Genomic DNA, 24,007 nt, shown 5'->3' on the forward strand with positions numbered 1-24,007 from the left:
TGACGTAGGCGTCCACCGCAAAGCGCACGCCGGGCAGCACCAGCTGTTCAGAAAGCAGGGCGTCGCGCTGCAGGCCGACGGCCTCGCCGAGGCGCAGCCAGGCCTCGATGCCGCCTTCGCTGCCGCCGTAGCCGTCGTGATCCAGAATGCGCTGCACCCATTTACGGCGGGTGTCCGGCTGCGGGCAGTTGGCCATGATCGCCGCATCCTTGATCGGAATGCTGGTCTGGTAGTAGAAGCGGTTGGCCACCCAGCCCTGGATCTGCTCACGCGTCGCTTCGCCGTTGTGCATCGCGATGTGATACGGGTGGTGGATGTGGTAATAAGCGCCTTTGGCGCGCAGCGCCGCTTCAAATGCCTGCGGCGTCAGGGGGCGTGGTTGCGTCATGGCGATTCCCTACAGTTCGATGTTCATGCCGTCCCAGCTCACTTCGATGCCGGCGGCGGTCAGGCTCTGCCGTTCCGCGGAGTCTTCATTGAGGATCGGGTTGGTATTGTTAATGTGGATCAGGATCTTGCGTTTGGCGGGCAAGGCGCTGAGCAGGGCCGCCAGCCCGTGCTCTTCCGCCAGCGCCAGGTGCCCCATGTCCTTGCCGGTGTTGCGCCCCACGCCGGCGTTGGCCAGCTCATTGTCGCGCCACAGCGTGCCGTCGATCAGCAGGCAGTCGGCGCGGCGCAGCCAGGGCATCAGCGCTTCGTCCGGTTCACCGAGGCCCGGCGCATACAGCAGGCCGACCCCGCGCGCGGTATCTTCGATGAACAGCGCCACATTGTGGCCCGGCAGCGGGCGATCGCGGTACGGCGAATAGGGGGGCGCGTTGCTGAGCAATGGAATGGCGGTGAAGCGCACGTTTGGGCAGACCGCCGTGTGAAAAGGTTCACCGGGCGTTACCGGGTGGTGAATCAACCCGCCGTTCCAGTGGGAGAGCATGGGAAACAGCGGGAAGCCGGTGCTGAGATCGTCATGCACTTCAGGGGTGCACCAGACGTGGTGCGGGCAGCCCTCACGCAAATTGAGCAAGCCCGCGCAGTGATCGATCTGGCTGTCGGTCAGCACGATCGCGCCGATGCCGGTGCCGCGCAGCACGTCGGGATTGTTCAATTCGGGCGAGGCCAGCAGCTGATGGCAAATATCCGGTGAAACGTTGCACAGTACCCAGTTTTTACCGTCGTCGCTGACGGCGATGGAAGACTGCGTGCGGCGCGTGGCGCTGATGCTGTGGCTGCGAACGCCCCGGCAGTTGTCGCAGTTGCAATTCCACTGGGGAAAGCCGCCGCCCGCTGCCGAGCCGAGAACTTTTATCTGCATGTCTGAACCAGAAAAAGAAGGAAAGAAATGCCCGCGCGAAAGGCGGGCAGACGGGCGATTAACGGTTGGAAATGTACAGCGTCACTTCCAGCCCCAGACGCAGGTCAACAAACTCAGGTTTAGTCCAGGTAGTCATAGCGGTGCTCCTTTACATGCATCGTGATAGTTCGAGCCCAATGAGAAATTTTCGCATTAGGCCGGCCCAATGTTGGCGAAATGTGACGAAGATCGCAACCTTTAAAGCGTAACCGGGTTATTCACCCCAGGTGGCGGCGAGCGCGTTCAGCCAGTTGCGCCAGGTCAGCTTCTCCAGCAGCCGGTTATCGAACCCGGCCTGCGCCAGCGCTTGCGTCAGGCGCGGCAGGCCGGCGGCGTCCTCCAACGGTTGCGGTACGTTGACCCCGTCAAAATCAGAGCCAAATCCCACGCGATCTTCACCAAGTTTAGCGATCAAATACTCAACGTGTTTAACAATTTCTGTTAGGTCGGTCGTTGCACTGTCACGTTTACCGTCAGCGCGCAGGAAGGCGGTGCCGAAATTGACGCCGACTATCCCGCCGCTCTGGGAGATGGCCTCCAGCTGTGCGTCGGTCAGGTTGCGCGGCTGCGGGCAGAGGGCGTGGACGTTGGAGTGGGTGGCGACCAGCGGTGCTCGGCTCAGCGCGGCGGTTTGCCAGAAGGTTTTCTCGTTCATGTGCGAGACGTCGATCATGATGCGGCGCTGGTTGCAGGCGCGGATCAGCGCCTCGCCGGCCGGCGTCAGGCCGGGGCCGGTATCGGGGGAGCCGGGGAACGGCCCGCTGACGCCGGTGCCGAAGGCGTTCGGCAGATTCCAGAATGGCCCGATGCTGCGCACGCCCAGCCGGTAGAAGGCCTCCAACTGCGTCAGCTCCGCATCGATCATGCCGGCGCCTTCGATATGCAGCACCGCGGCCATTTGCCGGTTGAGGCGGCACTGTTCTATCTCGGCTGCGGTGCGGCAGATGCGCAGCCGCCCCTGGGAAGCCTGTTCCAGCTGATAAAGGATAGCGATCTGCCGTTCGGCGATCGCCAGCGGATCGAAGGCGGCCTGCGCCTCCTCCGGCGTTTGATTACGCATCTGGGCGATATAGCTGACCGGGGGAATAAATACCGCGAACAGCCCGCCGCAGAATCCGCCGCGCTGCATGCGGGAGAAATCGAGGTGGCCCGGCGTGACGCGGGAATAAAAGGCGGCGACCGGATCGTCGTCATGCTGTAGCCACAGGTTGAGCAGCAGATCGTTATGGCCGTCGAACACCGGCCAGAGAGGGGGAAGCGTCATGGGCATTTCACTGAGTCAGGCATCGTGAATGCTATGTTCTCCCATCGCGCGAGGGGGAACAACCCTCAGGCTATGGGGGTTTTGCCGTCGTCTGGATCACTCGACATCAGCAGGGCAAAACTTAGTGACATTGTCACTATTCGCAAAGCGGTTCCTGCACGCGTTGGCGGCAGACCGTCAGCAGTAGCTGCCGCAGCCAGCGGTGATCCGTCTCGGCGTCCAGACGCGGATGCCACATTTGCGAGACGGTGATGGGCGGCGTTCTTACCGGCAGCTCGAAGACGCGCAGCGTGCCATCGGCAGGTTGAGCCTGCAGGAAAGAGGCGGGCAGCAACGCCAACAGGTTCGAGGCTTGCGCCACCGCCAGCGCGGCCGGAAAGCTCGGCACCACGGCGGCGATATGGCGTGCCAGCCCCAGCTCCGCCAGCGCGGCGTCTACCGGCCCGAGGATGCGCCCGCTGCGCGAGGCCACCACGTGGCCGCAGGCGGCGTAGTCGGCGGCGCCGATCTCGCGCTGCTGCGCCAGCGGATGTGCGGTTCTCATCACGCCGACGAAGCGATCGCGGAACAGCGCCTGCAGGCGGATTTCCGGGCCCATGTCACCCAGCACGCCGATCTCCAGATCGACCAGCCCTTCACGCAGGGGGCGGTCGCTTTTCTCCGGCTTGGGCGCAAAGCGCAACCGTACCCGCGGCGCCTGTTCGGCAGCGGCGGCGATCAGCGTCGGGCCGAAGGCCTCGACGAAGCCGTCGTTGGCGCGCAGCGTGAAGGTACGATCCAGCGCGGCGGGATCCAATGCTCCCTGCGCCGGGCGCAACACAGCGCGCGCTTCGAACGTCGCGTGCCGCGCCCGCTCGCACAGCGTTTCGGCATAGGGCGTCAGCACCATATGACGGCCGGCGCGCACCAACAGCGGATCGCCGGTGGCCGCGCGCAGTCGGCTGAGGGTACGGCTCATCGCCGAGGGGCTTAAACCGAGACGGCGCGCCGCGCCGGCAACGCTGCCCGCCGTCAGCAGCGCGTCGAGCGCGATCAGCAGGTTGAAATCCGGGTCGGTCATGCGTTTATCCTGTGGCGCTGGAAATAGGGAAGGCGTTTGCTGCAGTATATCAGCGTAAGCGCTGCGTCTCCTGCGATTGATGAGCAATAAAAAAGCCGATAACAAACGTTATCGGCTTTACAGGCAGGGGGACGACGTTACGCCGGCAGCTGCTGTGCGGTTTTCTCGACCAGCGCCAGCAACAGCTTGATGTCTTCCAGCGTCACGATCGGGTTCAGCAGCGTCATCTTCAGGCAGGTCACGCCATCGAACTCGGTCACGCCGACGTTGGCGCGGCCCGATTCCAGCAAGGCGTCGCCGATGCGCTGGTTGAACAGGGCGACGGCCGCGTCGCCTTTCGCCGCCAGCTGCGCCGGACGGTAACGGAACAGCACGCTGGCCAGCTGCGGCTGCATCACCAGTTCCAGCGATTCCTGGTCGGCGATGTAACGCGCCACCTGTTGCGCCAGCGTGACGCCGTGATCGATGATCTCGGCGTATTGCTTCTGCCCCAGCGCTTCCAGCCCCATCCACAGCTTCAACGCATCGAAGCGGCGGGTGGTCTGCAGCGATTTGGAGACCAGGTTCGGCACGCCTTGCGCCTCGTCGAACTCGGAGTTCAGGTAGGCCGCCTGATAGCGCATCAGCTCATAATGGCGCGCGTCTTTCAGCAGGAAGGCGCCGCAGCTGATGGTCTGGAAGAACTGCTTGTGGAAGTCCAGGGTGATGGAGTCCACCAACTCCAGGCCGTCCAGGTAGTCGCGGTACTGCTCGGAGAGCAGCAGCGCGCCGCCCCAGGCCGCATCCACGTGCACCCAAATTTTCTGCTCCGCCGCCAGCCGCGCGATATCGCGCAGCGGGTCGATCGCGCCGGCGTCGGTGGTGCCGGCGGTGGCGACGATCGCCATCACCTGCTCGCCGTTGGCCTTCGCCTGCGCCAGTTTGTCCGCCAGATCGTTCACGTCCATGCGGGCGAAGCGATCGGTTTTCACCAGGGTGACGGACTGGTAGCCGAGGCCCATCAGCGCCATGTTCTTCTGCACCGAGAAGTGGGCGTTTTCAGAACAGAACACTTTCAGCTTGCGCAGATCGCCCACCAGACCGTCCTGCTGCACGGAGTGGCCCTGACGCGCGAAGAACGCATCGCGCGCCAGCATCAGCCCCATCAGGTTGCTCTGGGTGCCGCCGCTGGTGAACACCCCGGCGTCGCCGGGCTGGTAACCGACCTGGGCGCGCAGCCACTCGATCAATTTCATTTCGATCAGCGTGGCCGACGGGCTCTGATCCCAGGAGTCCATACTTTGGTTGGTGGCGTTGATCAGCACTTCGGCGGCCTGGCTAATCACCAGGCTCGGGCAGTGCAGGTGCGCCACGCATTGCGGGTGGTGCACCGACAGGCTGTCTTTCAAAAAGTACTCGATGGCGCGCTCGATCGCCGCCTGGTTGCCCAGGCCTTGCGGGGTGAAGTCGAGCTGGATGCGCTCGCGCAGTTCGGCAACGCTTTTGCCCTGATACATCTCGGGCTGTTGCAGCCACTGCACGACGGCTTCACTGCTCTGTGCGATCGCCTGGCGGTAAGCCTCGGCGCTGTGCGCCGAGGAAGCCAGAATCGGGTTTAACTTGGACATCGCGGTTATTCGCTCCACTCAGACTGGCTTGACGCCGGCGGCCAACAGCGCCTGCTCAAATTTATCCAGGAAAATACCCAGCTCATCGTTGGTGATCAGCAGCGAAGGCAGCAGACGCAGCACGCAGCCGTTGCGCCCACCGCGCTCCAGGATCAGACCGGATTCGAAGCATTTCTTCTGCAGCAGCGCGGACAGCTCGCCATCGGCCGGGTAGCAGCCCATGTGATCCTGCGCTTCGTTCGGCTTGACGATCTCGATGCCGATCATCAGGCCCAGACCGCGGACGTGGCCGATCACCGGATAACGTTTCTGCAGCTCGGCCAGCTTGCCTTTCAGCCACTCGCCCTGAGCGGCCACTTTGTCAGCGACCTTATGCTCTTTCAGGTACTGCAGGGTGGTCAGGCCGGTGGCCATCGCCAGCTGGTTGCCGCGGAAGGTGCCGGTGTGGTGGCCCGGTTCCCAGGCGTCGAACTCTTTTTTGATGCCCAGCACCGCGAGCGGCAAGCCGCCGCCGACCGCTTTCGACATCACGATGATGTCCGGCTCGATGCCCGCGTGTTCGAAGGCGAACAGCTTGCCCGTACGGGCGAAACCGGCCTGAACTTCGTCGATGATCAGCAGAATGCCGTGTTCCTGGGTCACTTTGCGGATGCGCTGCAGCCACTCGGCCGGCGCCGGGTTAACCCCGCCTTCGCCCTGAACGGCTTCCAGGATCACCGCAGCCGGTTTACGCACGCCGCTTTCCACGTCGTTGATCAGGTTGTCGAAGTAGTAGGTCAGCGCCTTGACGCCGGCTTCACCGCCGATGCCCAGCGGGCAGCGGTATTCATGCGGATAAGGCATGAACTGCACTTCCGGCATCATGCCGTTGATCGCCGCCTTCGGCGACAGGTTGCCGGTGACCGACAGCGCGCCGTGGGTCATGCCGTGGTAGCCGCCGGAGAAGCTGATCACGCCGGAACGGCCGGTGTGCTTTTTCGCCAGCTTCAGCGCGGCTTCCACCGCATCGGCGCCGGACGGGCCGCAGAACTGCAGGCAATACTCTTTGCCTTCGCCAGGCAACAGAGAGAGCAGGTAATCGGAGAAACGATCTTTCAACGGGGTCGTGAGATCGAGAGTATGTAACGGCAAGCCGCTGGTAATGACATTTTGGATGCTTTGCAGGACGTCGGGGTGATTATGTCCAAGAGCCAACGTTCCCGCCCCGGCCAGGCAATCAAGATATTGATTATTCTCAACATCAGTGATCCAAACGCCCTGGGCTTTCGCAATTGCCAACGGCAATTTGCGCGGATAACTCCTAACATTCGACTCAAATTCGGCTTGACGCGCCAAATAGGTTTCATTGTTTCCGTTTAATGAGTTTGCAACTAAAGTATCAATACGGACTTTATCCGTCATCATATCTCTCCTACAACCGAAGGTCTCAAGACGCAACGATTGAATTAATGAATTAGAAAAGTAACTGCCTTGTGAAAAGCGCGACCAATATATGGCTTTTTCGCCTGGGACTCAATAGCCGATTTTGTTTTGAATTGTTTAGTTTTTTCTTAGGCTCATCAATATGTTGTTGATTTGTTGACCGTTGGTTTTGCCGGCAGAAAACAACATTTCTTTAACATTGCGTAAAAATCCTTTTCTGCTTTCCTTTGGCTGCTTCTTTAATGCATTTATTATTAAGGTGAATTTCCGATTAATAACATAAATAGAAAATAGCGGCTTATTTTCATCTATTCACCACCTTAAGTCCTATAGCGGTTATATACACAAAATTTGTGATGAATATAAGCGGTCGAGCGTTAAAAGCGCAGTATCCAGAGTGGTGATTTCTTGCAGATTTTACGTAGCGCGATCAAAACAGCGGGATTTTTGTGCGGTGCCGGCATGTCTGCCGGCGCCGCGGTCATTAACGTTGCCGTAACCAGGCATGATAGCGCCGCAGAGTGCGGCGGGTGCGCCACCGATCGATGAGCAGCGACCACAGCGGGGAGTAACGCACGTTGCGCGTCCGATTGCGGCTCAGAGCGTGCATGCGGCGCTTGATCAGCGCCATGCGGGCGAGCAGCGTCAGCGTTTTGTCGCGCCATTTTACCGGCGCGGGCAGCGCATGAGGGGCTTCGCCGGTTTGCCAACGGCGCGGCAGATCGGGAATTTCCGCCATGGCGGTGGCGATGCCGACCACCGCGACGCCGCTGTTCAGCACCCGTTGCGCCACCGTCGGGCGGGTGATGCCGCCGGTGGTCATCACCGGCATGCGGGCTACTGCGGCGAGATCGCGGGCGAAGGTCAGAAAATAAGCTTCACGCGCCAGGGTACTGTCGTCTGCCGTTTCGCCCTGCATCGCCGGGCTTTCATAGCTCCCGCCCGATAACTCCACCAGATCGACCGGCAGTTCGTTGAGCATCAGCAACACCTGCCGGGCTTCGTCCGGCGAAAAGCCGCCGCGCTGAAAATCGGCGGAATTGAGCTTTACCGCCACGCAAAAACCTGGCGAGACCCGCTTGCGCACCGCGCGCACCACCTCCAGCAGCAGGCGGGCGCGATTTGCCAGCTCGCCCCCCCAACGATCGCTGCGCTGGTTGGCCAACGGCGACAAAAACTGAGAGATCAGGTAGCCATGCGCCGCGTGGATCTGCACGCCGGTAAACCCGGCCCGTTCGGCGGCGTGCGCGCTGGCGGCAAAGCGGGCGATCACCTCGGCAATCTGCGCTTCGCTCATGGCTTCCGGCTGCGCGAACGCTTTACTGTACTTACCCATGGCCATCGGAATGGCGGAGGGAGCCCAGGCGTTGCCGCCCATGTCGGCCATTACCTGGCGGCCCGGGTGGCTGAGCTGCATCCAAACCTGCGCGCCTTCCTGGCGCGCGGCCTTGGCCCAGGTTTCGAACGAGGCGAGCGGCGTATCCTGTTCCAGCACCACGCCGCCGGGTCCGGTCATGGCGCGGCCGTCGATCATCACGTTACCGGTGATGATAAGACCGGCGCCGCCGATACCCCAGTGGCGATACAAGCGCCATAGCGCGGGGCCGGGCAGTTGGCCTTCATCGGCCAAATTTTCTTCCAACGCGGCTTTGGCCAAACGGTTGGTCAGGCGGCTGCCGTTGGGCAGTGTCAGTGGGGTAAACATCGGGTTTGCGCTCCTGTCGCAGGGGGAATGGCGCTATACTAGGTTTAAAGTTAACTTTAAGGTCAATAGGGCATGAAGATCGGAGAATTGGCGGAACGGGCCGGCGTGGCCGCCTCGGCGATACGCTACTACGAGCAGCAGGGGCTGCTGCCCAAAGCGGTGCGCGGCGTCAACGGTTATCGGGTGTATAGCGAAAGCGCGCTGGAACGGCTGCATCTGATCCAAATTGGCCAGAATCTGGGCTTTTCGCTGCAGGCGATCCAACGCGTGCTGGCGCTGCAGGGCAGCGCTTATGAGGATGGGTTGATACAGGGCGTCGAGATCCGTCTGGCGGAAATCGAGCGGATGTTGGTCACGCTGAATGAGCAGCGAGAAGCATTGCTGGCGACCCGACTTACCTTGCTGGGATCCGGCGTGGCGGGGTTATGCCAGGTCAAAAATGAAAAGTTGGCCGGTGCGTGGCCGGCCTGCACAGATTAGCGGCGTTTAAAGGCGGAGCGCCCGGCATATACCGCCGCGGTGCCCAATTGGTCCTCAATGCGCATCAGCTGATTGTATTTTTCGATGCGCTCACCGCGGCACGGCGCGCCGGTTTTCACATGGCCGGCTCGCATCGCAACCGTCATATCGGCGATAACGCTGTCGACGGTTTCGCCGCTGCGGTGCGAGATAAAGGCGCCCCAGCCGTTTGCCTGGCAAAGCTGCACGGCGGCGAAGGTTTCGCTCAGCGTGCCGATCTGGTTCAGCTTGATCAGCGCGGCATTAGCCAACCGTTCATCAATCCCGCGCTGGATGTATTTCACGTTGGTGACGAACAGATCGTCGCCGACCAGCTCCACCTGGTCGCCCAGGGCGTCGCTCAGAATACGCCAGCCGGCCCAGTCGTCCTCAGCCAAGCCATCTTCAATCAGCACAATGGGGAAATCCTGTACCAGCCGCTGGTAATAGGCCGTCATCTGGGTTGCGTCCAACTCGAGGTTCTCGCTGCGCAGGCGGTATTTGCCGTCGGCGTAGAATTCACTCGAGGCCGGATCCATGCAGATAGCGATATCTTCTCCCGGTCGGTAGCCGGCTTTCTCTATCGCCTGCACGATCAGCTCCAGCGGCTGGCGGTTTGAGGCGACCGCCGGCGCGAAACCGCCTTCGTCGCCGACGCCGACCGACAGGCCTTGTTCCAACAGGATTTGGCGCAGCGCCTGATAGACTTCACTGCCCCAGCGCACGGCCTCGCGCAGCGACGGCGCGCCCAGAGGGGCTATCATAAACTCCTGAAAGTCCGCCCCTTGCCAACGGGCGTGCACGCCGCCGTTGATGATATTCATGCAGGGCACCGGCAGCAGGTTGGCGCCGATGCCGCCCAGATAACGATACAGCGGCAACTGAGACAATTGCGCCGCGAGGCGGGCGGCGGCCAGAGAAACGCCGAGCAGGGCGTTGGCCCCCAATCGACTCTTGTTCTCGCTGCCGTCCAGCGCGATCAGCCGGCGGTCAATCTCCTGTTGTTGGCGCACATCCACCCCGCGCAGCGCCTCATTGATCGCCGTTTTGACGCTGTGCACCGCCTCCAATACGCCTTTGCCGCCGAAACGGTGCGGATCGCCGTCGCGGTGCTCCACCGCCTCGCGCGACCCGGTGCTGGCGCCGGAGGGGACCGAAGCCCGGGCCACGACGCCCGCCGCGCTCATTTCGACTTCGACGGTCGGGTTGCCGCGCGAATCCAGGATTTCTCTGGCGGTTACGTTTTCAATCTCATAGCTCATGGGTAGTCACCTCATTCTAGGGAGTTGGCACATGCTTTATCAGCACGTCGATGGACAAATGGTTAATGAACTCGAAGCCGAAGGAGGAAAAGACGCCGAACGGACGGTTCTGATGGCCTAACAGCAACAGATCGACGCCTTCGCGGGCAATCAGGGCTTCGACGTCTTTGAAGCGATGGATACTGACAATTGCGCGCACCTCCAGGGGGATTGAGCAGTCCTCCACCAGACGGCTGAGCATGGCCTTGGCGGCGATCACCTCGCTGGACTGGCGATCTTTGGTCAGCGAATCGCTGAGGTAGTCCAGCTCGGCATAGTCGGCACTGATGTGCGCCACGGTAATGCGCGTATTCATCTGCTGATTGAGGCGTTCGGCATGATGCAACAGCAGCCGGCCGTCGCGTTCATCCTGCACCAGCAGTAAAGCATGTTGGTAGAGCGGCATGACTTATCTCCCTGCGTTGGCGATCTGGCGGGTTAACCACGGTAAAACCTCTTTTTTCCGGCTCGTCATGCCGGGCAGAGACACCTGACGAATGTCGAGCACCCGGTTCGGCGAGAAATACAGGGTGGAGCGACGGCAGGTGATATCGGTGACCAATAGCGCGGCCATCTCCAGCCCGGCTTCCTGCTTCGTGTGTTCAAGCGCCTGTTGCAGTGCGGGCAACAGCGGATCGATGTCGCTCATGGTCCGCACTTCTATCTGCGACAGCAGCAGCGAGACGCTATGGATGCGGTAATTCTTGGCGTCGCGGTGCAGCAACTGCGCGGCGGATTGCCCCGAGAGATCGGTTTTGGCGGCGAGCAGCCCGGCGGTGAAGGCGTCATAGTCGACATGAGAAATTGCGCGTAACCGTTCGGCGGCCAACCGATCCTGCTCGGTGGTGGTCGGGGCGCTGAGCGCGACGGTATCGCTCAAAATGGCGCCCAGCAGCAGCGTGGCCTGGGCGGAAGAAAGCGGCATCGGCCTTTCCGCCGCCAGGATCTGCAGGATCACGGTGGCGCAACAGCCGACGGCGCGAACCCAGACATCGGGCGGATTGCGAGTGATTAATGTGCCCAGCCGGTGATGGTCGATAACGCCGACCACATCGCTGTCGGGCAATGAGGCCGGCCCTTGTTCGACGTCGGTAAAATCGACCAGCCAGACTTTACGGTCACGGAGATCGCCTTTCAGCAGCGGAGGCGCTTGTACGCCGGCGGCGGCCAGTATGTAGCGGGTTTCCGGCGTCAGTTCGCCAAGGCGGAAAGCGACGGCCGGTTTGCCGAGGTGATTGAGCCAGTCCGCGACCACCAGCGCGCTGCAGATGCTGTCGCTGTCGGGATTTTTATGGCCGAAAACGTACAGCGGCATTTCCCGAACGGTGAGATCAGGCTGGGGCAGAAAAGGGGTAAAACGTGAGATTTCATTCATAGCGACTCCTGACATACCTGCCTAAAAAATAAAGCGAAGTTGTATATCAGGCGTCATCATCCGGTTCGAGCGAACGCGGCGGTTGGGAAAGGTGGAACACCATCACCTTGTGAACGACTGTAGCGCAGCGCGGTGACAAACGCAACGCCCGGCAAAGCTGGCGAGAATGCGCAATCGGATTGATACTGAGTGAGTCTATGATGGACAAGGATATTTGCCGCTAACCGACGGAAACGCTGAACGGACTCACGCCGGCTATGCCGGGTCCGTCGGTGACACAATGGGAGACAACATGCTCGAACCCTGCTTCCCCGAAAACGAAGCCGAACGCCTGTCGGTATTGCATTCGCTGAACGTGCTGGATTCAAACTCGGTGGAAAAACTGGATCGCATCACGCGGCTGGCGGCGAAATACTTCGGCGTGACCATCGCGCTGGTGTCGCTGATCGACCGGGATCGCCAATGGTTTTTATCGCGTTACGGTCTGGATGCCCGGGAAACGCCGCGCAATATCTCGTTTTGCGGCCATGCTATCTTGCAACGCGAAGCGCTGGTGGTGCCCGATACCGCCAAAGACCCGCGCTTTTTCGATAATCCGCTGGTGATTGGCGGGCCGCGGATCGGTTTTTACGTCGGGCAGCCACTGCTGTCGCTCGACGGGTTGCCGCTCGGCACCCTGTGCATTATCGACAGCCAGCCGCAGCCGTTTTCCCCGGAACAACTGGCTGACCTGCACGATTTCGCCGCCGTGGTGGAGGAGTATTTGCAGAGCATTGAACGCCACGTCTATACCGAAAACCTGAAGTCCAATCTGCAACGCTCGGAAGCCCTGTTCGAACAGACCTTCGCCCAGGCGGCGGTAGGGATGGCGCTGGTATCGCTGCAGGGGTATTGGCTGCGGGTCAATCCGCGCATCTGCGAAATGTTGCGCTATTCCGAGCGCGAGCTGATGGATCGCACCTTTCAGGACATTACCTATCCGCTCGATCTCAACACCGATCTGGAAAAACTGCAGCAACTGCTGAGAAACGAGATCAGCACTTACTCGCTGGAGAAACGTTATTTCCGCGCCGACGGCTCGATCATCTGGGTGCAGCTGACGGTGGCGTTAAACCGGCTGCCTAACGGCAAGCCGGACCATTTCATCTCGGTTATCGTCGATATCAGCGAGCGCAAGGCGGCGGAGGCCGATCTGTTCGCTCTGCAACACGAGCTGGAACAACGCGTCGAAATCCGCACGCGGGAGCTGAACGTGGTCGTCAAGAAGCTCAACGAAGAGATTGAAACCCGGGTGCTCGCCGAATGTCAGCTCAGTGCGGAGAAGGAGCGTTTGCGCGCCATTACCGACAACATGCCGGCCTTAATCAGCCAGATCGACGGCAATGAACGCTACCTGTTCGCCAACAGCGCCTACAAAACCTGGTTCGGGCTGGAGGAGTCCAGTCTCAGAGAAATGACGGTGCGCGATTTCATGGGGGAAAGCGTTTATCGGATAGCAAAACCGATGATCGAACGGGCCCTCGCGGGCGAAATGGTGAGTTTCGAGAATGAGCTCCAGACCCAGAAGGGATTGCTGATGATCCACACCACGCTGGTGCCGTGTGAAGCGCAGGGGTTTTACATTCTGTCGATGGACATTACCGAGTTGAAGCGGCTGCAGCAGCGGCTGGAATATGACGCAACCCACGACATGCTGACCGGATTGACCAATCGCCGCGCGTTTCTGCGCCGGCTGTCGGGCACGCTGCAGGCCTGTTGCCATCAGCGGCAGATGGCGCTGTTGTTTATCGATCTCGACGGGTTCAAAACCCTTAACGACAGCTATGGTCATGACTTCGGCGACGCGATCCTGAAGACATTCGCCACATTGCTCAGCGCCTGCGCCGGCGAGCACCACAGCGTCTCGCGCCTGGCCGGTGACGAGTTCACGGTGATCCTGTGGCCGTTGACGGATCCGCGGCGCGAAGTCAGCGAGTTTTGCGAAAACGTGTTGGCGCAACTGGCCAAAATTACGCAGATCGGGCCGCAGAAGGTACGGCTTTCCGCCAGCATCGGCGCGGCCATTTCCCCACGCGGCGATGTGACGGAGGAGATGCTGCTGACCCGCGCCGACGGCGCGATGTATCAGGCGAAATCGGCCGGAAAGGGCACTTATGCCATCTGCGAGCTGTGAGCGTGCAACGGTGGCGGTCTCAGGGTAAGCTGTTTTTTCTTTTCCTGTGAGCAGAACTCCGGATTTATTGCATGGCGTCAAATCATCAACATACCGACTGGCTCGAACTGCGGCGCGATGACGAAACGGGTATTGAGAGCGTCAACGCCCACTTTCAGGGGCATGCCTACGATCCTCACGATCATGATGAAATGCTGGTGGGCGTCACGCAGCAGGGCTTGCAGCGTTTCAATTGCCACCGCTCGCTGCATACCAGCCGGCCGGGGCGCGCCATGCTGATCGAGCCGGGCGCGGTGCACGATGGTCATGCGCCGCAGGCCGAAGGGTTTACCTATGCGATGCTTTATCTGCCGCAGCGCTGGGTCTCCGACGCGATGCAGCGCCGCGGATTGGGGGACGCTTCAGTGCTGGAGGGCGCTTTCCACAGCACGTTGACCGACGATCCGATGCTGGCGACCGCGATACAGCAGGCTTTTTTTGCGTTGCATCAGAGGGAAGGCCGGCTGGCGCGCGATCAAAGCCTGGACCAACTGCTGACGCTTTTGGCGCGGCATATACGCGTCAGGCCAACGTCCCAAAGCGATGACGCTTTGATTGAGATGAATCGTTTACGGGACTACTTGCACGAGCACATGGCGGATAATCCCAGTCTGGAGGAGCTTGCGCTTCAGTGCGGCCTGGATCGTTTCCGTCTGACTCGCCAATTCACCCGCGCTTTCGGCCAGTCGCCGCATGCTTACCTGATCCGGCTGAGGCTGCGTGCCGCGCGACTGTTACTGGCGCAGGGGGAAGAGCCGGCGCAGGTCGCCATGCAGGTAGGCTTTGCCGACCAGAGTCATTTGGGCCGCTGGTTCCGGCGCGCCTACCGTTTATCGCCGGCGGCCTATCAACGCCAGTGCACAAACGTTCTATACCGCTGACTCGCTCATCGCCGATGATGCGCTTTTAAGAGCACAACGGAGTAAAGCGAAACATGTTTGATACCAAGATAGCGTTTATCGTGCGTGACGATCTGCAAACCTGGCAGCGGCTGAACGTGGTGGCCTTTCTGGCGACGGGGATCGCCGCTGCGGCCCCGGAGATTATCGGCGAATGTTACGTGGATGCGGAAGGCAGGCGCTACGGCGGCATTTCCGGGCAGCCGATGCTGATTTTCGCCGCGGACCTGCCGGGCCTGCAAAATGCGCATCGTAAAGGGCTGGAACGGGAATTGACGCTGATCCCCTATGTGCACGCCATGTTCTCGACCGGGCACGATGAAGCCAACCGGCAGGTTTTTCTCGCTGAAAACGCGGACAACCTGGATTTGGTCGGCCTGGCGCTGCGCGGGCCGAAGAAAGCGGTGGATAAGGCGATAAAAGGGCTGACGCTCCACGCCTGAGAATACCGTTAGCGCGGTGCGTTTCCAATACGGCGCTTAGGCCTGGAACGTCTGCAGCCAGGCGGCGAATTTTCTCACGATCTCATCGTCCCGATCGCGCAACAGCAGGGAGTAAACGCCGGTTCGGATAGTCAACGCCGGGAAAGGCGACACCAGCCGACCGGACGACAGATGTTTGGCGCAGAACAGGTAAGGTACGACGGCCAGCCCCAGGCCGTCTTCGGCCGCCTGAATGGCGGCGAAGGTATGGTCGAGCGTGAGCGGCGGCGGTGAGGCGTCCAGCGCCGTCGGGTAGGTATTCAGCCAGCTGTGCCATAAATCTTCCCGGGCGCGAATGCGGATGGCGGTATGCCCGGCCAGCCTGGCGGGCGCACTGACCGGCATGGCGCGCAAATAGCTCTGGCTGCAGACCAGCAGGCTGTCTTCCTGCAGGAAAGGGATCGCCTTCAGCCCGGAGAAGTGCGCGGGATCGCGCCGGATCGCCACGTCAAACGGCGTATTGCGATCGACGGCGCCGGTGCTGGTGGTGATATCAACCGCGATCCCCGGATGTATCTCATTGAATGCCGCCAGCTTTGGCATCAGCCAGTGCATGGTAAACGTCGGCAGGCTGTGCACTACCAGCCGCTGCCGGCCGGCGCTCGCTTTCAGCGCGCTTTCCGCCGCAAACAATTCGCTTATCACCCGAGACGCGGTGCGCGAAAAATTCTCACCGGCCGGCGTCAGCCGCACGGACTTGTGCGCGCGATAAAACAGCGTGATCCCCAGCTGTGCTTCGAGACTGCGAATATGGCGGCTGACCGCGCCGGTGGTGAGAAACAGCTCATCCGCAGCGGCGCTGAAGCTGCCAAGACGGGCGGCGGCTTCGAAAGCGGGCAGGTGCGGCAGGGAATAAAGTCGCTTCATAGGTTGAGTTTAGCTCAACCAAATGAGGGAGAAAAGATCGTTTGTCGGCCATTGATTTTGCTCATTATTATGGCGCATTCTCCCTTGTCTGTGAGTGTGTCATGCTGACGTTTTCCCCGCCTGTCGCCCGTGTTAGTCGAGTCATCCTCACCCATCGATGGACAGGGAGGCGGCGCTGAGATGCGAGCTTTCTTTCTGCTTTGCGTAAGCCGGGCCGGCCTCTGCCTGGGCACCATGATGTTCGCCGGCGCGCTGCCGACCATCAGGAGCGAGTGGCAGCTCGACGCCGCTTCGGCCGGCATGGTGCAGACGGTGTTCAGCCTGACCAACGCCCTGGCGTTGCTGGTGGCCTCCTGGTGGTGTGATTCGTTGGGCGCCCGCCGGGTTTATCTGCTGTTCTCCTGGCTGGGCGCCGCTGCGTTGATGCTGTTCGCCGTATTTGCCCATTCTTATCTCGGCGCGATGGTGTTGATGGCCTTCGTCGGTTTGACGCAGGGCGGGGCTTATACGCCGGCGCTGCTGTTGGCGATGGGGATGAACGGTCCGGCGCGGCGCGGTTATGCCATCGGCATGGTGCTGGCGGCCAGTTCGCTGGGGTATTTTCTGTCGGTTTTCATCGCCGGTTGGAGCGCCATGCGCTGGGGCGCCGGCGTGGCGTTTTCTCTGTGCGCCGCCGGTGCGTTACTGGGAGCGCTGGCGGGATCGTTGGCCCTGGTCGGTTATCGGGAACCGCAACCGCGCACGCTGGGGAGGAAGACGAAATGTGAAAGCTATGCTATCACCGATGCGACCCTGCTGTTGCTGATCGGGTATATCGCCCACAGCTGGGAGCTGCTCGGCAACTGGGCCTGGGCGCCCAGCCTGGTCAGCGAGGCGTTGAGCGGCTTCTCTCTGGATCCGCTCAGCGCCGGATTGATCGTCGCGGCGGTGATCCACCTGGCGGGCATGGTGGCTACATTGATTGTCGGCACCGTTTCGGACTATTTCAATCGCGCGTCGGTGCTGATGTTTATGGGCGCCGCCGGCGCATTGGGTTCGCTGTTGATGGGATGGTCGGCGAACTGGGGGCCGGGCTGGACGCTGCTGCTCGTCAGCATCGGCAGTTTCTTCATCCTCGGCGACTCCGGGGTGCTGTCGGCTGCGATGGCGGACAACGTGCCGCCGCAACAGCTTGGCAGCGTGATGGGCTGGCGATCGTTGCTGGGGTTCGGCATCGGTTCGTTCGCCCCGTTATCCTTTGGCGTGGTGATGGATACCACCCACAGTTGGGGCGCGTCTTACGCCGTGCTGGCCTGCGGCGGCGGGGTAGCCTGTCTGGCGGCATGGCTGCTTTGGCGACAACATTTGAAATGAGGCACGGGCATCATTAATGAATGAGAAAACATCAGGTTACCGCTCAGCGAGATTTATTGATAATGGAATGTGAAAAGATGGATATCACCGCGATTGCCGCTCAGTTTGGGTTGGAGGCCACACAGCCGCCGCTCAGTCTTTATCCCTATGCGCCGGTTTATAAGATAGGGGAACATGTGCTGAAGCGCACCCGTCCGACGACGGATGAAGCCCATGCGCTGGCGGCGTATCTCGCCGAGTTGCGTTATCAGGGCGTAGATATCGTAGTGCCGACGGTGTGTCCGCAAGAGATGGAGGGAAGCATGTGGGTGGTTTATCCCTATATCTCGGGAGAGAAATATGCAGGCCGCGATGAACAGATCGTGGCGGCCGGCAGGCTGCTTGGTCGAATACACGCGCTGTCTCCGACAAACCATAACGCCGGGCTGACGACCTATGACGAGTACGAGCTGACTGAAGAAGACATCTTGGCGGATCTGGATGTGATCGCCGACCATGCGGCTGGGCAGGGGATTACTCTCGATATCACGGCGTTCAAAGCACGCATGCTGCAGATTGCCGAACGGCAGATGGCGCTGAAAGAACAGGCTCTTCCTTGTGTGGCGACGCCCTATGACTTTAAAGCCGATAACTTGGTGTATGTCGCGCCGGATAGGCCGGTGCTGATCGATCCCGATAACGCGCTGTTTTTACCGCGGGTATTTGACCTGGCGTTGGCGCTGCTGCTGTTCCACAATACCCTGGCTTCAGCCCCCGGCCGCGTCTTCAGCGTGTGGGAATGGCGACTGTTCTTGGCGGGTTACGGCGAGTCTGTCACGCTGACGGCCGATGAACTGCAGGGCTGGCATCAGGCAGTGGAACATCTGTTTCTCGACGAAGTGCTGTGGCTGATGGCGGACTTTGCCGATGGCTGGCGCGATCCCCGGCAGACGGCGCTGTTCGTCTCGCTGTTCAAGCTGCTGGATAATCTTTCCGGCTACGGATTAACACCGTAATGCGCTCAACGTTGCAGCGGTTTTTTGCGCCGTCGGCGAGGCTCTTATATATTTATTAGCATGCCTGAGGCAGGTTAGGCATGAAACGGCGGTCGATCGGGCCGCTGCAAGTACGACAGTTAATCCGTTCGCCAAGAGGCTGCGAGCCTGTGCTTTCGGTAGGGACAGCCGCCAATCGTTTCTACGGCGACCGAAGGCGGAGCAGCTACTCACCGGTCACGAGGACACTTACCATGCATAAGAGAACACTGGCGTCACTGCATTACGAAAACATGCCTTACGATGGGGTACACTTTCACATTTTGAAACGGGAGACGCCTGGCCATACGGCGTTGCTGAAGCTGGATGCGGGCAGCCGGCAACCGGCGCGTTTTCATCCGGGCTGGGTGAAACTGATGGTGCTGAGCGGTGAACTGAAGGTTGACGATCAGACGTTGCAACCCCATGAGATGTTGATCATTCCTGCCAATACCGCTTATACGGTACAGGCCATCACGGAAGTGATTTGTCTGGCGATTTCCGAGCTGGACGGCGCCGAGTTGGCCCGTTGATGAGATAACAACGTTGGATGGAGGAGAGCCTAGGCGCTCTCCCTATCCCTTCAGCAGTAAGCCGTCCCCCAGGCCGAGCTACCTGCTGATTGATGCGTACACCTCCTGATTATGCCACCGCGCTTTCCCTCTCCATCACTTTCGGCCGCGTCGCCCCCGCAACGAGCCGCCATCGCGCAGCGCATGCGCAACGTCATCGCCTCCGTTTTACGCAGAACGATGAAATTTTGGTGTAAATAGTGAGTTTCTTCGCATAAGGCCCCTGGTGTGGCTTGCGAGAACGTCACTATATGGAGGATCATGCGCTCCCTCTATCAAATAAAAGACATTCGCGTTATCAAAAGGGACAAACGATCATGGGATTCGAAGTCGACAACGCCGAAACGAAACGCATTGACCTCAGCAGCCACGAAAATTCCTCGTTCAAGGTGACGGGGCTGGTGAAACACTATCCGGCGGGCTTCGTCATTCCTTACCACTCGCATAAACGCTGTCATTTGCTCTATTCGCAACAGGGCGTTATGGCTGTCGAGGCGAGCAGCGGTCGCTGGATCGTGCCGCCCACCACCGCGGTTTGGTTGCGGCCGGGGGTAGAACATCAGATCGTCATGCAGAGCAACATCTGCGTTTACGGGATTTTGGTCGATGAAATCACCGCCGCGCGTTTGCCGCTGCGCGACGGCGTATTACAGGTTTCACCGCTGTTGCGAGAACTGATCGCCCAGTTGGCGACGCTGGCGCCTGAAGGGGCGGAGACCAAACGCAATGCGCTGCTCAGAGCGTTGTTCCTGGAGGAGCTGAGCCTGCAGCCGCAGCTGGCGCTGCATCTGCCTTGGCCGGTAGAGGTGAGAATGGCCGAAATTTGCCGGCAGTTGGTCATCACACCGGCCGACGAACGCGGTATTGAGGCCTGGGCCGATTCACTGTCGATCAGCGTAAAGACCTTTCAACGCCATTTCAGCCAACAAACCGGCATCACCTTCGGCCAGTGGAAACAACGCCTGCGGCTGCTGTCGTCCATTCCGCTGCTGCTGGCCGGCAACTCAATCATCCACGCCGCCTTCGAAAGCGGTTACGAGAGTCACAGCGCCTATTCGGTGGCGTTCAAAAAACTGTTTGGCGTTTCGCCTTCGCGCTTTACGCTATAGCCTTATGGCATAGCGCGCTTCTCCTATAGATTGAAGCAACCTAATGACGTATAAAGCAAAGCAGTCAACTTCCGAGGCCGCGTCCCGTGATAAAAATTGTCGTGTATCTGATTCTCGCCGTGACGATCGCCATTATTGCGGCAAGAGTCCTCTTTCGTTTGCCGGATATTTCCCAACGTTTACCGCAGGCGGCGTTGCCGGCGGATCCTGCCGCGCTATTGCCGGCGCGAGCCGCCGAACTGATGGCGGCGCATCCGGGCCTGAGCGGCGTGGTGCCGCTGGTCAGCGGCCACGATGCATTCGCCAGCCGCCTGGCGCTGGCGCGAATGGCGGAAAGGTCGATCGACGCCCAGTATTACATCTGGCATAACGACACCTCCGGGCAGATCCTGCTGAAAACCCTGTATGACGCCGCCCAGCGCGGCGTGCGTGTGCGGCTGCTCTTGGACGATAACGGCGTCGCCATGGACGAGACCCTGGCGGCGCTGAACGCCCAGGAAAACGTCGAGATCCGTCTGTTCAACCCATCAACCGTGCGCACGCCGAAGTTGGCCGGCTACGCCTTTGACTTTATGCGCATGAACCGGCGCATGCATAACAAGTCTTATATCGTCGATGGCGCTGTGGCGATCATCGGTGGCCGCAACATCGGCGACGAGTATTTCCAGGTCGGCGACGAAAACTATTTCCTCGATCTCGACGTGTTGAGCGTCGGTAACGTGGTGGCGGAAACCGCCGAGGTCTTCGATCGCTACTGGAACAGCGCTTCGGTGTTTGGCGTTGAGCAAATTATCCGAGGCAAAGGCAATCTTTCTGCTTTCCTGACGCAGGCCACCGCGACCGAAAGCAGTGACCGGGCCCGCAAACTGGCGGTGCAGCTGGAAACCAGTGCGGTGCGCTTTCGCGATGGCGCCGTGCAACCGGAATTCACCCAGGTCGAGCTGGTGGCCGACGATCCGGCGAAGGGATTGGGTAAAGCGTCGCGCGATCGTTTGATGGTGACGCAGCTCAGCAAGATCATCGGCGGCGTCAACCAGCAATTGGAGCTGGTTTCCGCCTATTTCGTGCCGGGCCGGGAAGGGGCGAGCTTTTTTGAATCGCTTGCCAAACAGGGAAAATCCATCCGTGTGCTGACCAACGCGATGAACACCACCGACGTGCTGGTGGTCCATGCCGGTTACGCCAAATACCGCCGAGATCTGCTGCAGGCGGGCGTCGAGCTGTTCGAGCTGAAATTGCGCGCCGGCCAACCGACGGGGCGCAAGGAACTCAAACCGCTGGGGCTGTCCGGCGCGGCGCTGCACGCGAAAACCTTCGCCATCGACGATAAGCGGGTGTTTATCGGTTCGTTCAATTTCGATCCGCGCTCGGCGCACCTGAACTGCGAAATGGGCTTTTTGATCGACAGCCCGACGCTGGCGGCCGACACCCGCCAACTGTTTGATGGCCCGCTCGAGTATGCCGCCTACCGGCCGACATTGACGCCCAAGGGTAAAATGGTGTGGAACGAAGCCTTCGAAGACGGCCACACCGAGGTGCACCAGCAAGAACCCGGCGCCGGCTGGGTAAAACGCATCGTTCTCACCGTGGCCGGCTGGCTGCCGATCGAGTGGATGTTGTAAGGGCGGCGAATGCCGCCGACCCCCGTTAAGTCAACTGTTGCAAAGAAACCTATCCTGCGCTTATCGGTTGGCTTCAGCATCACCAGAGAGTTTAAAAGTAAACAACGCTGTTTCATTAACGCTGCCTGGTATCCAGCAGCTGCGTGCGATAGCGCTTTTGGTGTCGCGATAGAACTCCGGGGTGCCCGTTAGTACGATATTTCTGGCTTTACCCTTATCATCAACATCAAACGTTGCGCTCACTTCGCCTTCACGTTTTTAATAGTATGGCCGCTCATAAAAGACTTGGCCGTCGCATCCCAGGTTAGGCGGTTGCTTTGCCGCTGGAACATTGCTGCCTGCACGCCAGGCATAGACGCAATCGTTCACCGCACTGGCTTTTTCACAGCCATCAGGTTGCAATGGCGCGCAGCCGGCAAGTGCCAGGCTCAGCGGGATGAGGGTGAATCGTGACATGGCGTTTCCTGCATGTTCTATCAATCAGATAACGCATATTTTCGCTTAGCGCAGGGTATTTAGAAAGAGAAGTTATGCGGCTTTCGCTAGGGTGTTAACCATTCTTTTCTTAAGCGATGCTCTACTCGAAAAGATGAAGGTAAATAGTTTGTCGGGGTGGGATTAATTCTTCGGTTAATTATATTTCTTATTTTACTTCGCTATTGGAATTATTGATGAAAGTGATTACTTTACAAGAAATTAAAATAGAAAAAATAACCTTTTCGATTATTCTTTCTTGTAATTACCTCGACAGAAACCAAAGGATCTTCCACCATGCGCATGATGAAAGCCGCCGCCTTTATCGACAGGGGGAGAATAGAACTCATTGAAAAGCCGATTCCTTCTCCTGGCCCCAACGATGCTTTGCTCAAAATAACCACGACTACAATCTGCGGTACCGATATTCATATTCTTAAGGGCGAATATGCCGTGCCTCACGGATTGACCGTGGGTCATGAGCCGGTTGGGATTATAGAAAAGCTCGGGAGCAATGTTAAAGGCTTTAATGAAGGGCAGCGGGCGTTGGCCGGCGCCATTTGCCCCTCTTTTACATCCTATGCCTGCCAGGATGGATTTCCTGCCCAGGACGGAGCCTATTTGCCGGAATGCCGTTGCCACGGATATAAAGCCACGGCGGGTTGGCGCTTCGGCAATGTTATCGATGGTACCCAGGCTGAATATGTACTGGTGCCTGATGCTGAAGCCAATCTGGCGCTCATACCGGACGGTCTGACGGATGAACAGGTGCTGATGTGCCCGGATGTGATGTCTACCGGTTTTAAAGGCGCGGAAAATGCCAACATTAAAATTGGTGACACGGTGGCCATCTTCGCCCAGGGGCCGATCGGTTTATGCGCCACTGCGGGCGCTCGTCTGCAGGGTGCCAGCCTGATTATTGCCATCAGCAGCTCTCCCGAAAAGCTGATGATGGCGGGAAAGATGGGGGCAAACGTCTTGCTGAATTACAAGGAAACCGATGTGATTGATGAAATATTCAAGATTACGGCGGGGCGTGGTGTGGACGCCAGCATCGAGTGTTTGGGGACGCAAGCCACCTTCAATCAAGCGCTGCGGGTGTTAAAACCCGGCGGCACCTTATCCAGCCTTGGCGTTTATAGCGAAGACCTCCATCTGCCGGTGAGTGCACTTGCCTATGGGTTAGGCGATCATACTATTCGCACGGCATTGTGCCCGGGCGGAAAGGAGCGGATGCGCAGAATGATGAGCGTCATCCAGCATGGCGGTTTGGATCTCAGACCGTTCGTGACGCATCGCTTTCGGCTGGAGAATATCGCAGAGGCCTACGCGTTGTTCGCGGAGAAACGCGATGGCGTGATTAAGTTGGCCATCACGCCATAAAGCCCATCGATACGGTTAGCGGCGGATTATTCCCCGTTATCCTTGAGACTGACCGTCGCCGTGCGGCCGGCGATCAGCTCGACGCCGTGGGGAACGCAGGAAGAGCTGGCCCGCATCGCCGGCTATTCGCTCAACGTTTCAAAGGGCTGGTTGGTAGCACCGCCATGGAATACCTCTCGCATTGGCGTATGCTGAAGGCGGCAGATCGCCTGCGGGCCGGTAAAGAAAACGTCGCGTCGATCGCCTACTCGTTGGGGTATGGCTCGGAAAGCGCGTTCAGCACCGCCTTCAAACGGGTGATGGCGCAGTCGCCGTCGCAGTATCGGCGGCAAATGCCGGCCGGGGCGAGTGAACCGGCGTGAAAGGGGGCGCCGCGGCCGTAGCCGCCGCGCCTGAGGCTACTGGCTGATCGTCTGCTGCAGCGCCTGAACGGAAGAGTCG

23 protein-coding genes, 1 pseudogene and 1 riboswitch are annotated in these 24,007 nt (G+C 59.8%); of the genes and pseudogenes, 11 read left to right on the plus strand and 13 right to left on the minus strand.

Features of this window, described 5'->3' with window-relative positions; all coding sequences use genetic code 11:
- From MMS95_RS22895 to MMS95_RS22930, 8 genes and pseudogenes are all read right to left on the minus strand, one after another.
- Positions 1 to 388: pseudogene (locus MMS95_RS22895) on the minus strand (pyrroloquinoline quinone biosynthesis protein C); the annotation flags it as partial.
- A 9-nt stretch (positions 389 to 397) separates the two neighbouring features.
- The gene (gene pqqB / locus MMS95_RS22900; RefSeq protein ID WP_242142331.1) at positions 398 to 1,309 is read right to left on the minus strand and encodes a pyrroloquinoline quinone biosynthesis protein PqqB; all 912 of its coding nucleotides are present in this window, start codon (positions 1,307 to 1,309) and stop codon (positions 398 to 400) included.
- A 58-nt stretch (positions 1,310 to 1,367) separates the two neighbouring features.
- Positions 1,368 to 1,445, minus strand: coding sequence for a pyrroloquinoline quinone precursor peptide PqqA (pqqA, locus tag MMS95_RS22905; RefSeq protein WP_004937827.1), 78 nt, complete (start codon positions 1,443 to 1,445; stop codon positions 1,368 to 1,370).
- A gap of 117 nt (positions 1,446 to 1,562) precedes the next feature.
- Positions 1,563 to 2,612, minus strand: a complete 1,050-nt coding sequence (locus tag MMS95_RS22910; protein WP_015377866.1) for a dipeptidase — start codon at positions 2,610 to 2,612, stop codon at positions 1,563 to 1,565.
- A gap of 136 nt (positions 2,613 to 2,748) precedes the next feature.
- Positions 2,749 to 3,672 carry a LysR family transcriptional regulator gene (locus MMS95_RS22915; RefSeq protein WP_242142333.1) on the minus strand — a complete coding sequence of 308 codons (924 nt, stop codon included), beginning with the start codon at positions 3,670 to 3,672 and terminating at the stop codon, positions 2,749 to 2,751.
- A gap of 137 nt (positions 3,673 to 3,809) precedes the next feature.
- On the minus strand, positions 3,810 to 5,279 hold the full coding sequence (locus MMS95_RS22920; RefSeq protein ID WP_031299643.1) for an aspartate aminotransferase family protein: 1,470 nt from the start codon (positions 5,277 to 5,279) through the stop codon (positions 3,810 to 3,812).
- Between the two features lie 18 nt (positions 5,280 to 5,297).
- On the minus strand, positions 5,298 to 6,680 hold the full coding sequence (locus MMS95_RS22925; RefSeq protein WP_004937838.1) for a diaminobutyrate--2-oxoglutarate transaminase: 1,383 nt from the start codon (positions 6,678 to 6,680) through the stop codon (positions 5,298 to 5,300).
- Between the two features lie 505 nt (positions 6,681 to 7,185).
- Positions 7,186 to 8,406 carry an NADH:flavin oxidoreductase/NADH oxidase family protein gene (locus MMS95_RS22930; protein ID WP_015377869.1) on the minus strand — a complete coding sequence of 407 codons (1,221 nt, stop codon included), beginning with the start codon at positions 8,404 to 8,406 and terminating at the stop codon, positions 7,186 to 7,188.
- Between the two features lie 72 nt (positions 8,407 to 8,478).
- Here MMS95_RS22930 and MMS95_RS22935 point away from each other — a divergent pair, with 72 nt between their 5' ends.
- Positions 8,479 to 8,886, plus strand: coding sequence for a MerR family transcriptional regulator (locus MMS95_RS22935; RefSeq protein WP_242142335.1), 408 nt, complete (start codon positions 8,479 to 8,481; stop codon positions 8,884 to 8,886).
- On the opposite strand, the gene eno is transcribed toward MMS95_RS22935, so the two are convergent.
- From eno to MMS95_RS22950, 3 genes are read right to left on the minus strand one after another with little or no spacing between them, the layout of a single operon-like run.
- A complete protein-coding gene (gene eno, locus MMS95_RS22940) occupies positions 8,883 to 10,166 on the minus strand; it encodes a phosphopyruvate hydratase (RefSeq protein WP_242142338.1) in 1,284 nt (427 codons plus the stop codon). The two genes, MMS95_RS22935 and eno, sit on opposite strands and share 4 nt — an antisense overlap.
- 16 nt (positions 10,167 to 10,182) lie before the next feature.
- Positions 10,183 to 10,611 (minus strand): hypothetical protein, encoded by a 429-nt coding sequence (locus tag MMS95_RS22945; RefSeq protein ID WP_004937850.1) that lies wholly within the window; start codon positions 10,609 to 10,611, stop codon positions 10,183 to 10,185.
- 3 nt (positions 10,612 to 10,614) lie between these two features.
- Entirely contained in the window at positions 10,615 to 11,580 is a 966-nt protein-coding gene (locus MMS95_RS22950; RefSeq protein ID WP_033633041.1) for a DHHA2 domain-containing protein, read from the minus strand.
- Positions 11,581 to 11,620: 40 nt separating this feature from the next.
- Positions 11,621 to 11,696: riboswitch (Fluoride riboswitch) on the minus strand.
- A gap of 176 nt (positions 11,697 to 11,872) precedes the next feature.
- Here MMS95_RS22950 and MMS95_RS22955 point away from each other — a divergent pair.
- From MMS95_RS22955 to MMS95_RS22965, 3 genes are all read left to right on the plus strand, one after another.
- Positions 11,873 to 13,753 carry a diguanylate cyclase gene (locus tag MMS95_RS22955; RefSeq protein WP_082996800.1) on the plus strand — a complete coding sequence of 627 codons (1,881 nt, stop codon included), beginning with the start codon at positions 11,873 to 11,875 and terminating at the stop codon, positions 13,751 to 13,753.
- Between the two features lie 71 nt (positions 13,754 to 13,824).
- On the plus strand, positions 13,825 to 14,673 hold the full coding sequence (locus MMS95_RS22960; protein WP_015377873.1) for an AraC family transcriptional regulator: 849 nt from the start codon (positions 13,825 to 13,827) through the stop codon (positions 14,671 to 14,673).
- A 53-nt stretch (positions 14,674 to 14,726) separates the two neighbouring features.
- Entirely contained in the window at positions 14,727 to 15,134 is a 408-nt protein-coding gene (locus MMS95_RS22965; RefSeq protein ID WP_049241007.1) for a DUF2000 domain-containing protein, read from the plus strand.
- A gap of 36 nt (positions 15,135 to 15,170) precedes the next feature.
- Here MMS95_RS22965 and MMS95_RS22970 read toward each other — a convergent pair whose 3' ends face one another.
- Complete coding sequence (locus MMS95_RS22970) at positions 15,171 to 16,040, minus strand: LysR substrate-binding domain-containing protein (RefSeq protein WP_033633038.1); 870 nt, start codon at positions 16,038 to 16,040, stop codon at positions 15,171 to 15,173.
- Between the two features lie 180 nt (positions 16,041 to 16,220).
- Here MMS95_RS22970 and MMS95_RS22975 point away from each other — a divergent pair, with 180 nt between their 5' ends.
- From MMS95_RS22975 to MMS95_RS22995, 5 genes are all read left to right on the plus strand, one after another.
- The gene (locus MMS95_RS22975) at positions 16,221 to 17,393 is read left to right on the plus strand and encodes an MFS transporter (RefSeq protein ID WP_242142340.1); all 1,173 of its coding nucleotides are present in this window, start codon (positions 16,221 to 16,223) and stop codon (positions 17,391 to 17,393) included.
- Positions 17,394 to 17,470: 77 nt separating this feature from the next.
- Positions 17,471 to 18,388 carry a phosphotransferase gene (locus MMS95_RS22980; RefSeq protein WP_180295548.1) on the plus strand — a complete coding sequence of 306 codons (918 nt, stop codon included), beginning with the start codon at positions 17,471 to 17,473 and terminating at the stop codon, positions 18,386 to 18,388.
- 233 nt (positions 18,389 to 18,621) lie between these two features.
- The gene (locus MMS95_RS22985) at positions 18,622 to 18,939 is read left to right on the plus strand and encodes a cupin domain-containing protein (protein ID WP_015377878.1); all 318 of its coding nucleotides are present in this window, start codon (positions 18,622 to 18,624) and stop codon (positions 18,937 to 18,939) included.
- 356 nt (positions 18,940 to 19,295) lie between these two features.
- On the plus strand, positions 19,296 to 20,087 hold the full coding sequence (locus MMS95_RS22990) for a helix-turn-helix transcriptional regulator (RefSeq protein WP_156866010.1): 792 nt from the start codon (positions 19,296 to 19,298) through the stop codon (positions 20,085 to 20,087).
- Positions 20,088 to 20,173: 86 nt separating this feature from the next.
- Entirely contained in the window at positions 20,174 to 21,709 is a 1,536-nt protein-coding gene (locus tag MMS95_RS22995) for a phospholipase D family protein (RefSeq protein WP_242142342.1), read from the plus strand.
- A 258-nt stretch (positions 21,710 to 21,967) separates the two neighbouring features.
- Here MMS95_RS22995 and MMS95_RS23000 read toward each other — a convergent pair whose 3' ends face one another.
- The gene (locus tag MMS95_RS23000) at positions 21,968 to 22,165 is read right to left on the minus strand and encodes a hypothetical protein (RefSeq protein WP_242142343.1); all 198 of its coding nucleotides are present in this window, start codon (positions 22,163 to 22,165) and stop codon (positions 21,968 to 21,970) included.
- 315 nt (positions 22,166 to 22,480) lie between these two features.
- Here MMS95_RS23000 and MMS95_RS23005 point away from each other — a divergent pair, with 315 nt between their 5' ends.
- A complete protein-coding gene (locus tag MMS95_RS23005) occupies positions 22,481 to 23,566 on the plus strand; it encodes an NAD(P)-dependent alcohol dehydrogenase (protein WP_085336898.1) in 1,086 nt (361 codons plus the stop codon).
- 86 nt (positions 23,567 to 23,652) lie between these two features.
- Positions 23,653 to 23,928 carry an AraC family transcriptional regulator gene (locus MMS95_RS23010; protein ID WP_228392581.1) on the plus strand — a complete coding sequence of 92 codons (276 nt, stop codon included), beginning with the start codon at positions 23,653 to 23,655 and terminating at the stop codon, positions 23,926 to 23,928.
- Positions 23,929 to 24,007: the final 79 nt, after the last annotated feature.

The sequence above is a fragment of the Serratia sp. PGPR-27 genome (assembly GCF_022678525.1).
GTDB lineage: Bacteria > Pseudomonadota > Gammaproteobacteria > Enterobacterales > Enterobacteriaceae > Serratia > Serratia nematodiphila.